The sequence below is a fragment of the Proteus sp. G2673 genome, assembly GCF_009915125.1.
GTDB lineage: Bacteria > Pseudomonadota > Gammaproteobacteria > Enterobacterales > Enterobacteriaceae > Proteus > Proteus penneri.
In genome coordinates, this window is the sequence record NZ_JAABLT010000018.1 from 212,517 (window position 1) to 226,469 (window position 13,953).

Annotated in this window: 14 protein-coding genes; 12 read left to right on the forward strand and 2 right to left on the reverse strand. The window is 37.3% G+C overall.

Annotation, left to right across the window (positions count from 1 at the left end; genetic code table 11):
- The first annotated feature begins 2 nt into the window (after positions 1-2).
- The 6 genes from GWI59_RS09550 (at position 3) to GWI59_RS09575 (ending at position 5,757) form a co-directional block, all read left to right on the forward strand.
- A complete protein-coding gene (locus GWI59_RS09550) occupies positions 3-854 on the forward strand; it encodes a MurR/RpiR family transcriptional regulator (RefSeq protein ID WP_109399598.1) in 852 nt (283 codons plus the stop codon).
- Positions 854-1,642 (forward strand): sulfite exporter TauE/SafE family protein, encoded by a 789-nt coding sequence (locus tag GWI59_RS09555; protein WP_072064514.1) that lies wholly within the window; start codon positions 854-856, stop codon positions 1,640-1,642. The genes GWI59_RS09550 and GWI59_RS09555 overlap by 1 nt, the downstream gene beginning before the upstream one ends.
- Positions 1,643-1,948: 306 nt before the next feature.
- The gene (speFL, locus tag GWI59_RS17595; RefSeq protein ID WP_109372621.1) at positions 1,949-2,050 is read left to right on the forward strand and encodes a leader peptide SpeFL; all 102 of its coding nucleotides are present in this window, start codon (positions 1,949-1,951) and stop codon (positions 2,048-2,050) included.
- A 135-nt stretch (positions 2,051-2,185) separates the two neighbouring features.
- Positions 2,186-3,178, forward strand: coding sequence for an ornithine carbamoyltransferase (gene argF / locus GWI59_RS09565; RefSeq protein ID WP_072064513.1), 993 nt, complete (start codon positions 2,186-2,188; stop codon positions 3,176-3,178).
- Positions 3,179-3,193: 15 nt separating this feature from the next.
- Positions 3,194-4,141 carry a carbamate kinase gene (gene arcC, locus GWI59_RS09570; RefSeq protein ID WP_006535582.1) on the forward strand — a complete coding sequence of 316 codons (948 nt, stop codon included), beginning with the start codon at positions 3,194-3,196 and terminating at the stop codon, positions 4,139-4,141.
- 104 nt (positions 4,142-4,245) lie between these two features.
- Entirely contained in the window at positions 4,246-5,757 is a 1,512-nt protein-coding gene (locus GWI59_RS09575; RefSeq protein WP_006535581.1) for a YfcC family protein, read from the forward strand.
- A gap of 191 nt (positions 5,758-5,948) precedes the next feature.
- On the opposite strand, the gene GWI59_RS17700 is transcribed toward GWI59_RS09575, so the two are convergent.
- Positions 5,949-6,116, reverse strand: coding sequence for a hypothetical protein (locus tag GWI59_RS17700; protein WP_420902346.1), 168 nt, complete (start codon positions 6,114-6,116; stop codon positions 5,949-5,951).
- A 91-nt stretch (positions 6,117-6,207) separates the two neighbouring features.
- Here GWI59_RS17700 and ilvB point away from each other — a divergent pair, with 91 nt between their 5' ends.
- Together ilvB and ilvN are read left to right on the forward strand one after the other, a co-directional pair.
- The gene (gene ilvB, locus GWI59_RS09585; protein WP_072064511.1) at positions 6,208-7,905 is read left to right on the forward strand and encodes an acetolactate synthase large subunit; all 1,698 of its coding nucleotides are present in this window, start codon (positions 6,208-6,210) and stop codon (positions 7,903-7,905) included.
- Positions 7,906-7,908: 3 nt separating this feature from the next.
- Entirely contained in the window at positions 7,909-8,193 is a 285-nt protein-coding gene (ilvN, locus tag GWI59_RS09590; RefSeq protein WP_006535577.1) for an acetolactate synthase small subunit, read from the forward strand.
- Between the two features lie 51 nt (positions 8,194-8,244).
- Here the strand turns inward: ilvN and GWI59_RS09595 are convergent, their stop codons facing one another.
- Entirely contained in the window at positions 8,245-8,823 is a 579-nt protein-coding gene (locus GWI59_RS09595) for a helix-turn-helix domain-containing protein (RefSeq protein ID WP_072064510.1), read from the reverse strand.
- A 184-nt stretch (positions 8,824-9,007) separates the two neighbouring features.
- Here GWI59_RS09595 and GWI59_RS09600 point away from each other — a divergent pair, with 184 nt between their 5' ends.
- The 4 genes from GWI59_RS09600 to GWI59_RS09615 all read left to right on the forward strand — a co-directional run bounded on the left by GWI59_RS09600 (position 9,008) and on the right by GWI59_RS09615 (position 13,865).
- Complete coding sequence (locus tag GWI59_RS09600) at positions 9,008-9,754, forward strand: sulfite exporter TauE/SafE family protein (protein WP_109847921.1); 747 nt, start codon at positions 9,008-9,010, stop codon at positions 9,752-9,754.
- A gap of 202 nt (positions 9,755-9,956) precedes the next feature.
- A complete protein-coding gene (locus tag GWI59_RS09605) occupies positions 9,957-11,144 on the forward strand; it encodes an MFS transporter (protein ID WP_109847920.1) in 1,188 nt (395 codons plus the stop codon).
- Positions 11,145-11,887: 743 nt separating this feature from the next.
- Positions 11,888-13,234, forward strand: coding sequence for an NCS2 family permease (locus GWI59_RS09610; RefSeq protein WP_072064508.1), 1,347 nt, complete (start codon positions 11,888-11,890; stop codon positions 13,232-13,234).
- 127 nt (positions 13,235-13,361) lie between these two features.
- On the forward strand, positions 13,362-13,865 hold the full coding sequence (locus GWI59_RS09615) for a GNAT family N-acetyltransferase (protein WP_006535569.1): 504 nt from the start codon (positions 13,362-13,364) through the stop codon (positions 13,863-13,865).
- Positions 13,866-13,953: the final 88 nt, after the last annotated feature.

Below are 13,953 nucleotides of genomic sequence, written 5' to 3' on the forward strand. Positions count from 1 at the left end.
GAATGTCGACACTGACCAAAAAGCTTGAGAGTTTGCTCATTCAGGGCAAAGGCACAGAACAGCGTATCGCTCATTATCTATTAGAGAATAGTGAGAATATTGCCAGTATGAATGCAGCTGAACTGGCACTTAAAGCCGGTGTAAGTAGTGCTTCTGTTATCCGTTTCTCTCGTCAAATGGGATATCGTGGTTATCCTGAATTTAAAATTGATTACCTTTCAGAAGAAAAGCAACAAAAAAGCAGTGGCGATATTCTTTATGGCAATCTTGCGAAAACAGACTCGACAGAATTAATTATTTCCAAAACAGGGCATCTGTTTACTAGCGCTATTCAGGACTCATTAGCTTTGTTAGATCCCAATTGTATTGATCTGCTGGCTGAAAAAATGGTCTCAGCTAAACGTATTGTCCTGTTTGGGATTGGCGCCTCTGCCGTTGTGGCGAGTGATATTTTTCATAAGCTTATTCGCGTGAATAAAAACGCCTTATTTAGTCCAGATCTTCATGCTCAATTGGCTTATTCCGCCAATTTATCAGTTGATGATTTGGCTATTGCTGTGACTGCACGAGGCAATACGGCCGATATTAATCGAATGCTGAAATCGGCAAAAAATGAAGGTTGTTTAACAGTAGCATTAACGCGTTTTGGACAAGATGAAGCAACTCGATTATCAGATTATACATTGCCTTATTTTTATGACGAACAACACTCTCAATTAGGAGTGATCACACCACAAGTTTTACAAATGGTGGCTTTTGATGTGCTGTTTTTTAAATATATGACATTAGCGAATGAGTCGGCAGAAAAAGCCTTATTAAAAGGGCGAGAAGCTGTTATACAAGGAAATCAATAATGTTACTTATCACCACATTAGCTGTAGGTGCAGCTATTGGTTTAATTATTAGCACAACGGGCGTGGGTGGCGGTGTTATTGTTTTACCTGTATTGACCTATTTTTTTGGTATGAATGCATTAATGGCAGTTGCAACAGCCAATTTATTGTCTATGTTGATGAAAGTCACTTCGTCTTATATGCATTTTCGCCTTGGCAATATTCCTTTTAAAAGAGCAATGATTGTATTAGGAATAATGCTACCAAGTACTTTTTTGGCTAGTGTTTTGGTTAATTATTTAGGTTCATTAGAGCAGTATCAGCAACAAGTCGAGTGGGGAATTAATGCGCTTGTGGTGGCTGCGATTATTTTTTCTTTATTTCTTTTTGTACAGAGAATGTTTTTCTCATTACCTCCCGTTGTGGTTGAAAATACAAAACTAGCGCCTTTAAATATTAAAGCACTATTACTTCCAGCGATTGCCGCAGGTGTTGTTTTAGGGGCAACGGGGGTAGGTGGTGGTGTCGTTGTGTTACCGTTATTGCTACGTTATGCGAACCTTTCTATTAAACAAGCTATCGGTACTTCTATCTTTACGACAACATTGTTATCAGGATCTTCAGCACTAGCTTACATGCAAGATGGGCATACGGATATTCATTTGGCACTTTTGTTATTCTTAGGTTCGCTAATCTCTATTCCACTGTCTAAGTGGCTGTTGATCAGAATGCCTGACAGGATATTTCAGTATGCGACTTTAATTTTAATTATTTGTAGTGCTGTGATGATGCTGGCTAAATTATTTTAATGTTAAAATAAATCAATAATATTAACATTTAGAAAATATAATAAATAATAACCAAATAAAGTCTAATTGTTTTTCTTGGTTTATTTTATATTATCTTACTAATTTAATTGAGATAGTCTCCTTATATAAATTTAATTCTCTTTGTAAAATATGTGTGTTAACGGAATGTTTGATTTATTATTTATTTTTAATGAGATATGATTTTAGTCATAAATAGATAATTGAGATGATAATCACATTAATGTTAATTCCTATATGTTTCACTGTAATCCTCATTTAATACCTATAAGTGAAGGTACTAGTATTATGGAAAATAATAATAGGAAAACACCTCATATTAGACGTATTGCCCACATTATGATGTATAAACAACGTCAATGCTTCCATTTCTCCGTTTTTAACGGATAAACCCTCTCTATTTTCTAGAAATATAAAGCATACTTCTTAATAACCTAGGTTATTGAGATAGGTTTTCTATTTTTTTAAATAACAAACTATTTTTTAACTCTATTATTATCAAAATAATTAGGAGATAAGATTATTATGTCTATTAATATTAAAGGTAGAAGTTTTTTAAAATTACTCGATTTTTCATCTGCTGAAATTCAATATTTATTAAAGCTTTCTAAACATTTTAAATCATTAAAAATGGCTGGTATTCCTCACCGTTCTTTGGAAGGTAAAAATATCGTTTTATTATTTGAAAAAACCTCAACACGGACACGCTGCGCTTTTGAAGTAGCGGGTTATGATTTAGGAATGGGGGTGACTTACCTTGATCCTGGCTCATCACAAATGGGGAAAAAAGAGTCTATTGAAGATACAGCGCGTGTGTTAGGGCGTTTCTATGATGGTATTGAATATCGTGGTTTTGATCAGTCATTAGTTGAAGAGCTGGCGGCGAAATCAGGAGTACCAGTATGGAATGGTCTTACCGATAAATTCCATCCAACTCAGATGTTAGCAGACATGCTGACCGTTGAAGAAAACTTTGGTCATTTAAAAGGGCTTAAGTTGACTTTCTTTGGTGATGCTCGCAATAACGTTGCTAACTCTTTAATGGTAGTTTGTGCGAAATTAGGCTTACATTTTACAGCGTGTGGCCCAGCATCTTTAATGCCAGAAGAGCAACTTGTGAAAGAGTGTCGTGCAATCGCGGCAGAAAATGAAGGTTCTATCACGTTAACCGAAGATATTGAAAAAGGGGCAAAAGACGCTGATGTTCTCTATACCGATATTTGGGTTTCAATGGGTGAGCCAGATAGTGTTTGGGATGAACGCATTCGCTTACTGAAAGCTTATCAAGTAAATAGCTCTATGATGAAAATGGCTAATCCTCATGCGATTTTCTTACACTGTTTACCTTCATTCCACGATCGTTTAACCATTATTGGCGAAGATATTTATCAAAAATTTGGCTTGAGTGAAATGGAAGTGGCTGATGATGTTTTTGAGTCTCGCCAATCAAAAGTTTTCGATCAAGCTGAAAACCGTATGCATACCATTAAAGCCGTTATGTTCGCTACTTTGAGCTAAAGCAAGGAGTTAACAATGCCTAAAAAGGTATTTATTGCTTTAGGGGGAAATGCATTAGGAAATACGCCACTAGAGCAAAAGCAGATAGTACGAAAAACCGCAAAGCCCATTGTGGATTTGGTTGAGAAAGGCTATCAAGTCATTATTGGTCATGGAAATGGCCCACAAGTTGGGATGATCAATTTAGCTATGGATTATGCATCACAACAGAACATTGGCACACCGTATATGCCATTTGCTGAATGTGGTGCTATGAGTCAAGGCTATATTGGCTATCATCTACAACAGGCTATTAATGACGAATTATGTACGAGAAATCTCAATAAAAATCATGGTTGTGCCACTATTGTGACTCAAGTGGTTGTTGATAAAAACGATCCCGCTTTTTTATCGCCAACAAAACCTATAGGGGCGTTTTATACTCAACAACAAGCTGAGGCGATTCAAAAAGAACATGGTTTTCACTTTATGGAAGATGCGGGGCGTGGATATCGTCGTGTTATTCCATCACCCAAGCCGTTAGAAATTGTAGAATCACCAATTATTAAACAGTTAGTTGAACATAATATCGTCGTGATTACTGTTGGTGGCGGTGGTATTCCTGTTATTCGAAAAGGGGATTTATTAGAAGGTATTGATGCTGTTATTGATAAAGATAACTCTAGCTCAAAATTAGCTGTAGAATTAAAAGCGGATATTTTATTAATATTAACGGCTGTTGATAAAGTTGCTATTAATTTTAATAAACCAGAACAAATAAATTTAGATAAATTAACACTTTCTAAAGCTCAGGAATATATTTCTCAAGGACAATTTGCTAAAGGAAGTATGTTACCTAAAGTGGAGGCCTGCCTTAATTTTTTAAAAGAAAGTGAAAAAGGTGTACAAGCGATTATTACTTCTTTAGAGAATGCATTATCTGCTTTAGAAGGAAAAACAGGCACAACAATTATTTCTGATTAATATCATACTTATTATTATTTTAAATTTAATTCTAATAATAGACTCTGCCAAATAGATATTATTTCTATTGGCAGAGTAGCCTCTCATTTAAGTCGAGGACGCTTATGAAACTTAAAAAGTTTGCGTTTCCGACCGCATTTACTATTTTATTTGCCATTACAGTAATTGTGGTTGGCTTAACGTGGATAATTCCAGCTGGCGAATATCAACGATTAAGTTATAACTCAGCAGAGCCATCATTAGTGGTTGCAAAAATAGATGGTTCTCATGAAGTGTTACCAGCAACTCAGGCGACATTGAATGATTTAAATGTCTCTATTGAGATTAATAAATTTACCGATGGGACAATTAAAAAACCGATAGCAATACCTGGAACCTATGAACGTGTAGCACAGCAACCTAAAGGAATAATGGATATTACCGAAAGTATGGTGAAAGGGACGATAGAGGGGGCAGATGTTATTGTTTTCATTCTTGTCTTGGGGGGACTGATCGGGGTTGTTAATCAAACCGGTGCATTCAATGCGGGCTTAACAGCACTCGCGAATCGAACCAAAGGTAAAGAGTTTTTAGTCGTGTTTGGGGTCACGATTATATTATCCATAGGCGGGACAAGTTGTGGGATTGAAGAAGAAGCGGTTGCTTTCTATCCCATATTAGTACCGATATTCTTAATCTTGGGTTATGACGCTATTGTGTGTGTTGGGGCTATTTTCCTTGCTTCTTCAATGGGGGCAGGGTTCTCGACGGTAAATCCTTTCTCAGTTGTTATTGCATCAAATGCTTCGGGGATCAGTTTTATTGAAGGGATCGGATTTCGTACTATTGGGTTGGTGATTGGTACGTTGGGGGTTTTGGTTTATTTATATTGGTATTGCAAGAAGATCAAAAAAGATCCAACTTTCTCTTACAACTATGAAAATGCCGAAAGTTTTAAACAGCGCTTTTTGAGTAATTACGATCCTAATGAGATATTAGAATTTTCGTGGCGTCGTAAAGTGATCCTCTGTTTATTTGTTGCTGCTTTTCCTATTATGGTTTGGGGTGTTATGGACATGGGCTGGTGGTTTCCACAAATGGCGGCTCTTTTCCTTGCTATCGCAATCATCATAATTTTCCTATCGGGATTAAAAGAAAAAACAGCCATTGATGGATTTATTCACGGGGCATCTGAATTAGTTGGTGTTTCATTAATTATTGGTTTAGCGCGCGGCGTTAACCTTGTGATGGAACAAGGTAAGATTGCTGATACTATTCTTGAATTTATGTCTCATATGGTTGCAGGAATGCCACCGAGCCTATTCTTATTAGCACAACTCGTTGTCTTTATTTGTTTAGGTTTTATTGTTCCTTCCTCTTCAGGCCTTGCGGTTTTGGCGATGCCAATTATGGCACCATTAGCCGATGCAGTCGGTGTTCCTCGTTATATGGTGGTATCAGCATATAACTGGGGACAATATATTATGTTGTTCTTAGCGCCTACTGGATTGGTGTTAGCGACTTTGCAAATGTTAGATATCTCCTATAACAAATGGCTTAAATTTATTATGCCGATGGTGATATTTATGTTTGTCCTTTCGGCAACATTACTCTTGGTTCAAGTTGCGTTTTTATAAAATTGAGTTGGTGTGTTTACGTTGAGAAAGGAATTTTTTGGTTATTCTGTAATATGAAATTAATCTGGTTTTTTGTGCTGCAATCAAGATTATTTTTTGATTTTCACTAGAAGTGATCTAGCTCTCGTTTTTAGCGGTGATAAAAAATAAACCGAAAAAAAAGGTTGTTAATTTGTAGAAGTTATGTTTTTTTAAATACAGATAACACGTAAACACATCATTAAATTAATTGATAGGTAACCCATGATCATCACTACTCTACTACAAAGCCTACGACTAACAGCGCACATCGCGGCTGTGGTTGTCGTGCGTGTGGTGGTGGTCGTCGGCAAAGCGCCGTAACGGGTCCGAATCAACACAGTTTCGAAACCCCGCCGGCGAACTAACCGGGCGGGGTTTTTCTTTTCTACCTGCCCATTAAGTCCGGCTTAGAACAAAGGACAGATAAAAATGGGTGATCAACAAGAAAACGCCACAACAAGTAGAACGTTTACGGGGGCGCAATTAATCGTTTATTTACTGGAACGGCAAGGTATTACGACAGTTGCAGGGATCCCTGGTGGTGCAGCACTTCCGTTATATGATGCTTTAAGCCAAAGTAAATCTATTCGGCATATCTTAACTCGTCATGAACAAGGTGCTGGTTTTATTGCACAAGGTATTGCCCGAGCAAATGGTAAACCTGCTGTTTGTATTGCATCAAGCGGGCCGGGTGCAACAAATTTAGTGACAGCAATTGCCGATGCTAAACTGGATTCTATTCCTTTAGTTTGTATTACCGGTCAGGTGTCTTCAGCGATGATTGGAACCGATGCTTTCCAAGAAGTTGATACCTATGGCATGTCTATTCCAATCACGAAACATAACTATTTAGTACGCGATATTGCGGACTTACCTGACATTATTTGTGATGCGTTTCGTTTAGCGATGTCAGGAAGACCGGGGCCTGTTTGGGTTGACGTGCCAAAAGATATTCAGCAAGCCACAATTACATTAGAAGCGTTACCACCTATTCCACAAAAAGATCCTGTTCCCGCATTTAATACTGATTTAGTAATACAAGCGGCGCAAATGATTAATCAAGCTAAAAATCCTGTTTTATATTTAGGTGGGGGGATCATTAGCGCTGAAGCATGTAAAGAAGCGATTGAATTAGCAGAGAAAAATAACCTGCCGACAACCATGACCTTAATGGGTTTAGGATTAATGCCACCTTCTCATCCACTGTATTTGGGGATGTTAGGTATGCATGCGACGCGTAGCACCAATTTTATTTTAGAAGAAGCGGATCTGCTAATTGTATTAGGGGCGCGATTTGACGATCGTGCTATTGGTAAAGCAGAGAAGTTTTGCCCTAACGCCAAAATTATTCATGTTGATATCGATCGCGCTGAAATTAGCAAAATCAAACGCCCAGATATTGCGATCCACGCTGATGCGAAATCAGTGTTATCACTGTTATTACCATTGATTAATACAAACAAGCGTAATGAATGGATCGAGCGTGTTACGACACTGAAACAAGAATATCCATTGGAAATGAAAAACTCTGAGAATATTCTAAGTGGTTATGGCATTGTCTTAGCGGCTGCAAACTGTGTTGATGATGATGCCATTATTACAACAGACGTTGGACAACATCAGATGTGGGTAGCACAGGCGTATCCGCTAAATCGACCTCGACAATGGTTAACATCGGGTGGCTTAGGTACGATGGGATTTGGTTTACCGGCTGCGATTGGTGCCGCGTTAGCCGAACCAGATAAGAAAATCCTCTGCTTCTCGGGGGATGGTAGCATTATGATGAATATTCAAGAATTTGCTACGGCGGCTGAGCACCAATTAGATATCAAAATTATTTTGATAAATAATCAGGCATTGGGGTTAGTTCACCAACAACAAACGCTGTTTTTTGAAGAACGTATTTATGCTGCGGCTTACCCTTATCAAACAGATTTTATTCGTATTGCACAAGGTTTCGGTTTAGATACCTGTGACTTAAATCAGGAAGCGGATCCTGCGAGTGCATTAAAAGCAGCAATTGAAAAACCCGGTCCGTGTTTAATTCACGTTATGATTGATATCCATGAAAAAGTATTTCCAATGGTTCCACCTGGGGCTGCAAATATTGAGATGATAGGAGCTTAATTTATGTCAAACCAATCACAACCTATCGCGCTGGAATTGATTGTTCGCAACCATCCCGGTGTTATGACCCATATTTGTGGGCTATTTGCTCGCCGTGCATTTAACGTTGATGGCATTTTGTGTTTACCGATGAAAAACAGCGATAAAAGCCGTATCTGGCTATTAGTGCAAAAAGATGATCGTCTTATGCAAATGGTCAGTCAGGTGGAAAAGCTTGAAGACGTAAAAGAAGTGAGATTCAGCGATGATCTACGTGTTTTTGAGCAAATGGAAAGTTATTTAAATTAATCGCCTTATATTATTGGCTCACTCACTAATTGAAAGAGCCAATAATATCGCTTAAGGGCGGTGATGATAATGCTGCTGATTTGGGCTAGACATAATCACAGAGGCACGCAAATGTCCTTCAACACAGATATACGAGTGAGGGACATTACCGTGGAAAGCATAAAAATCGCCAGTTTCTAGTAAGACGGTTTCGTCGTTATCAAAACGCATCATTAATTTACCAGAATAGACCATGATGTGCTCTTGGGTGCCGTCAGCGTGAGCAGGGCTATTGATGATCGCGCCATGCTTCATTTCGATATGCCAAATTTCAGTAATATTGCCGATGCCAATACGAAATTTAAACTCTTGGGCATAATCACCCACGATAGGCTTATGTCGCTCTAAGCGAGGGTATTCTTCACGTGTAAAACTAAATAAATCTCCCAAAGGAAAGCCAAGGGCTATTGCGATAGCCTCTAAGGTATCGATTCTAGGATTAGAATCACCCGATTCTAATTTTGACAATGCAGCCTTGGATATTCCCGATTTTCTTGATAACTCATTAAGTGATAAATTTCGAGATTGTCTTAATTGTTTGACTTTATTACCAAGGTATTCATTCGTTTTTTTAGGAGGTTGTGAGTTCATTGCCAATTCAAAATATCGTTAGTTTAAAAGTGTTATTCTAATTAGATAATAACACTAATTAACCGTATTCGGAAAAATGAGATCCTGTTTCTGCTGTATTTTGTGAATAGTCTTACGATCACTGTTCTAGTTTTAATAATTACGCTAATATCCTTCAGTAAATGATAATTATTCAAGGTTTATTATGATGGACTTGCTTAGTTGGTCTGATCTTTTTATTTGCTTACTTACCTTATTTTTTGCTTATGTTATTTTTGGTATGGCTGGGTTTGGTTCTGCGTTAATTGCGGGCCCTGTATTGGCACTTTATTTGCCTCTTTCAATGATAGTGCCTTTATTGGCATTAATCGATTTAAGTGCTGCCATAGTGAATATTTTCAGAGATGGCAAACAGGCTGATTTTAAAGAGATACGCTATCTTATTCCGCTTATTATTATTGGTAGCCTTGTCGGTGCAACAATTTTATTAACCACACGACCTGATTTACTTTCTCTTCTTTTAGGTATCTTTGCCACTTGTTATGCAATTTATGCACTGTTTTGGAAAAAACAAGAAAGCCAATTTTCTCAACGCTTAGTTTATCCTTTTGGATTAATCGGCGGTGTATTTAGCGCGTTGTTTGGTAGTGGGGGATTTTTATATGCGATTTACTTGTCAGGCAGAATTACAGACAAAAATAAGTTTCGCATTACACAAACCACATTGATTGGCTTTAGCACACTAACGCGAGTGGTGATTTTCTTATGTGCAGGCATTTATTGGCAATTAGATATTCTTAAATTAGCCGTTATTTTCTTACCAGCCATGTTTGCAGGTGTTTGGTTAGGGCGAAATTTAACATTACGTATGTCGAAAGCACGATTTATGAGTGTGATTTATACTATTGTATTGGCATCAGGTACTGTGCTTATCTATCGTTATTTTTTTTAAGCGTTGTAGGATAAATAACGATGAAGTGAGAATATTGTGAAAGGTAAAGATCATCGAGAGTCAAATAGAGATCTTTCTCTAATTAATGTTGCTTTTTAAGCATGTTTATCTATTTCTTATCCCCTATAATATACGACAATATTTTATTTAATCACCTTCCTTTTATTACAGAGGTTTCTGTTATTCGCAGAAACAAAATAACATGTCACATCAAAATTATCGCCAATCTGAAGTTTTTGCGATAACCACTATCACGGTAAGTATTGGCGTTATCGGGATAGTTATCGGATTAACTATTCCTATGGTGGCACTGCGCCTTAATTTAGTGGGTATTAATGAATCTATTATTGGACTTATTTCCGCAGCACCCGCTATTGGAATGTTAATTATTTCCCCCTTTGCTCGGCGTATTGTGCAATGGATCGGTAAACGCTTTGCTATGCTATTAGCGACCATTATTTCTGCAATAAGTTTATTACCCTTAATGGGAAGTTTGCCTTTAGAGTTGCTATTTCCTTTACGATTAATCACGGGTATTGCCAGTGGTGTGATGATTTGTTTAGGAGAAACGTGGATTAATGAGCTTTCACCAGATAATAAACGTGGGCGGATTTTAGCGGTATATACCACGGTATTTACGATTAGCCAGTTATTAGGGCCTTCAATTATTGCGCTTTATGGCGTTGCAGATAAGACACCGATTTTAATTAGTGTCTTTATTCATATTATCTCTATTGTCCTGTTTTTAATGATGGATCAAAAAACAGGTGATAAATTACCAAAAGATACACAAGAGCCTAATTTTTCTATTATCCGCTTTGTTAAAGTTGCACCAGCAATCTGTGGTGGCATTGTTTTCTTTGCTTTTTTTGATGGCACAGTGCTTTCTATGTTTCCTATTTATGGCTTAAGTGTAGGGCATACTGAAGCTATTGCGGCAATGATGATAAGCGCGATTTTAGCGGGTGATGCAATTATGCAAATGCCATTTGGCTGGCTTGCCGATCATATGAATAGAACGCGGTTATATCGAGTTTGTGGTGTCGTGACTTTACTTGCAAGCTTATTATTACCTATCACGATGTCTCATACATTTTTGATTTGGCCTTTATTACTGGTATTGGGTGCAACAGCGGGTGCGATATACACCATTGCGTTGGTACAAATTGGACAATATTTCTCAGGCAATGATCTGATGGTCGCAAATGCATCCGCTGCGATGTTATGGGGGATTGGTAATTTATCAGGGCCTTTGCTGGCTGGCGCGATGTCAGAAATTTCTTCATCTTCACTACCATTCTTATTGGTTGCTATGACAGGTTTATTCTTAGTATCAACGATGGAACGTTGGAATCTCGGTGTTAAAACACTCAATAATAGCCCATCTTAATATGATTTTTTCTCTATCGTATTCTATTTAGCGATAGAATGACGATAGAGGAAGCCTTTCTTTTCTCGATTTCTAAATATTAAGATCTTATCTTCTTGTTTTCTATAAATGGTTATAATTATCTTTCGTAATTGAACTTATTTTAAAATTTATTAAGAATAATCTAGAAATGCTTATACAAAACAGAAAACTGTTTGCTAAAACGGCATCTATTCATCTAACGTTAGAAGTAGAAGATAAACTTATCTTCAGATAAAAATAATGAATACTGCATATCATTAATTGCCACACATTGGGAACGGAAGGTATTATTTATCTAAGTGACTTATTAAAGTTACTAATAATAGATAGATATACCTAATTATTGTGATAGATAATATAAATTAAATAAAAACAATTAACTAAGATGTTTTCCACTGTGAGATAAGTATGACATTGGATAATTGTACAAAAGTAGAATAATGAGGAAAGTAGGCAGCTGCTTTCCTCTTTTTCTGTTTTTCTAACTTTAAACTATCTTTTTATGACATTTTTATTAAAAATGTATTTTTTCACTTGATTCTTACCCTAATATCACCAGATAATCGTTTGCGTCAAATTCTCTCACTCAGTCCACACAAAAAACCAAACGTTTGCTTTTTGACTCCCTCTTAAGATTTTTATCGGTAAGAGGTTATTTTAATTGATACGTAATCGTTTCCGTTTTTTTGGAGAGTGAACCGTTTTTATGTCAGAGGAATGTAATGTCTGCTAATCAATCAGCAAGCACAGGTAAACTGGATAGCTATTTTAAACTTACAGCTCGTGGTACTACTGTTCGCAAAGAAATGATCGCCGGTTTGACGACATTTCTGGCTATGGTGTATTCCGTGATTGTTGTTCCTAGTATGTTAGGGCAAGCCGGTTTTCCACATACAGCGGTTTTTATTGCAACCTGTTTAGTCGCGGGATTGGGCTCTCTTCTCATGGGATTGTGGGCAAATCTTCCTATGGCGATTGGTTGTGCTATTTCATTAACAGCATTTACCGCTTTTAGCTTGGTTTTGGGACAAAACATCTCTGTGCCTGTTGCATTAGGCGCCGTATTCTTAATGGGGTGTTTATTCACTGTATTCTCATTAACTGGCATTCGTACTTGGATCTTAAAAAATATTCCGACAGGTATTGCTCATGGCGCAGGAATAGGGATAGGTTTATTTTTACTTTTAATTGCCGCCAATAGTGTTGGGCTTGTCGTTAAAAACCCCTTTGATGGTTTGCCTGTGGCAATGGGTAAATTCACTTCATTTTCTGTTCTGATGTCACTTGCAGGATTAGCCGCTATTTTCGGATTAGAAAAACGCAAAGTTCCAGGTGGCGTATTATTAGTGATTGTTGCCATTTCGATTATTGGGCTGATTTTCGATCCTAATGTGAAATACCAAGGTGTTTTTAAAATGCCTCAATTGGGTGAAGATGGGCTTTCTTTATTATTCGCAATGGATATTAAAGGAGCATTACAACCTTTAGTTTTACCTAGCGTATTAGCATTAGTAATGACCGCTATTTTTGATGCAACCGGGACTATTCGTGCTGTTGCAGGTCAAGCAAACTTATTAGATAAACGCGGGCAAATTATTAATGGCGGAAAAGCGCTGACTTCTGACTCTGTTAGTAGCATTTTTGCGGGCGTTATTGGCGCCGCACCAGCTGCGGTTTATGTTGAATCTGCTGCAGGAACAGCCGCTGGTGGTAAAACTGGATTAACCGCAACAGTGGTGGGCATTTTATTTTTATTGATCCTTTTCTTATCGCCTCTCTCTTATTTAGTTCCCGCTTATGCAACGGCACCAGCATTAATGTATGTGGGTTTATTGATGCTAGGTAACGTCACTAAGTTAGATTTTAGTGATTTTGTTGATGCAATGTCAGGCATGGTGTGCGCTGTATTTATTGTTTTAACGTGTAATATTGTCACCGGTATTATGTTAGGTTTCGGCTGTTTGGTTATTGGTCGTGTCTTTGCAGGTGAATGGCGTAAACTCAATATTGGTACTGTATTAATTACTATTGCTTTAGTGGCATTTTATGCGGGTGAGTGGGCAATTTAATTTAAATAATCGGTTTTAAAGACAAAAGGCGGAATATATTTTTATTCCGCCTTTTTGCTATTTATTTATCTACTTTTATTCGCTATTGTCGAAATAAAGTCTAGTTGTTAAATTTTTGGTAGAATATATGCAAGAAATAAAAATACGCCATGGTGAGCCAGACGACGCAGCCGCAATTCAACAGTTATATACTCATCCTGATTTATATATTTGTACTTGCCAATTTCCTTACCCTTCGGTCACGATGTGGAAAAAAAGATTACTTGAATTTTCAGAACAAAATATTCCTCATTTTGTTGCAACTATTGATGATCAAGTCGCGGGGCATTTAGCACTGATAATCGATAATCATCCTCGTCGTCGCCACATTGTCAGTTTTGGTATCGGTGTTGGCGCTGAATACTCAGGAAAAGGTGTTGGTAAATTACTTATTAAGACAGCAATTGATTATGCTTTCAACTGGTTAGCAGCCACACGATTAGAATTAGAAGTGTATTCAGACAACGAAAGAGGTTTGCATCTGTATAAGAAACTAGGTTTTGAAGTTGAAGGTGTACGCCGTAAAGCTGCTTTTAAAGAAGGTAAATATTGTGATGTTGTCATGATGTCGATGTTAAGAACAATTGAATAATCATTAGCATTACGCGTTAGCTCTCAAATTTAATCGTAATTGTTATTTATCTATGATTTTTTATTTAATAACTTAACGTTTTACGTTT

Bases quoted from the DNA above. Each gene is read 5' to 3' on its own strand.
- GWI59_RS09550 (WP_109399598.1), top strand. From the start codon at position 3: ATGTCGACACTGACCAAAAAGCTTGAGAGTTTGCTCATTCAGGGCAAA.
- GWI59_RS09555 (WP_072064514.1), top strand. From the start codon at position 854: ATGTTACTTATCACCACATTAGCTGTAGGTGCAGCTATTGGTTTAATT.
- speFL (WP_109372621.1), top strand. From the start codon at position 1,949: ATGGAAAATAATAATAGGAAAACACCTCATATTAGACGTATTGCCCAC.
- argF (WP_072064513.1), top strand. From the start codon at position 2,186: ATGTCTATTAATATTAAAGGTAGAAGTTTTTTAAAATTACTCGATTTT.
- arcC (WP_006535582.1), top strand. From the start codon at position 3,194: ATGCCTAAAAAGGTATTTATTGCTTTAGGGGGAAATGCATTAGGAAAT.
- GWI59_RS09575 (WP_006535581.1), top strand. From the start codon at position 4,246: ATGAAACTTAAAAAGTTTGCGTTTCCGACCGCATTTACTATTTTATTT.
- ilvB (WP_072064511.1), top strand. From the start codon at position 6,208: ATGGGTGATCAACAAGAAAACGCCACAACAAGTAGAACGTTTACGGGG.
- ilvN (WP_006535577.1), top strand. From the start codon at position 7,909: ATGTCAAACCAATCACAACCTATCGCGCTGGAATTGATTGTTCGCAAC.
- GWI59_RS09595 (WP_072064510.1), bottom strand. From the start codon at position 8,823: ATGAACTCACAACCTCCTAAAAAAACGAATGAATACCTTGGTAATAAA.
- GWI59_RS09600 (WP_109847921.1), top strand. From the start codon at position 9,008: ATGATGGACTTGCTTAGTTGGTCTGATCTTTTTATTTGCTTACTTACC.
- GWI59_RS09605 (WP_109847920.1), top strand. From the start codon at position 9,957: ATGTCACATCAAAATTATCGCCAATCTGAAGTTTTTGCGATAACCACT.
- GWI59_RS09610 (WP_072064508.1), top strand. From the start codon at position 11,888: ATGTCTGCTAATCAATCAGCAAGCACAGGTAAACTGGATAGCTATTTT.
- GWI59_RS09615 (WP_006535569.1), top strand. From the start codon at position 13,362: ATGCAAGAAATAAAAATACGCCATGGTGAGCCAGACGACGCAGCCGCA.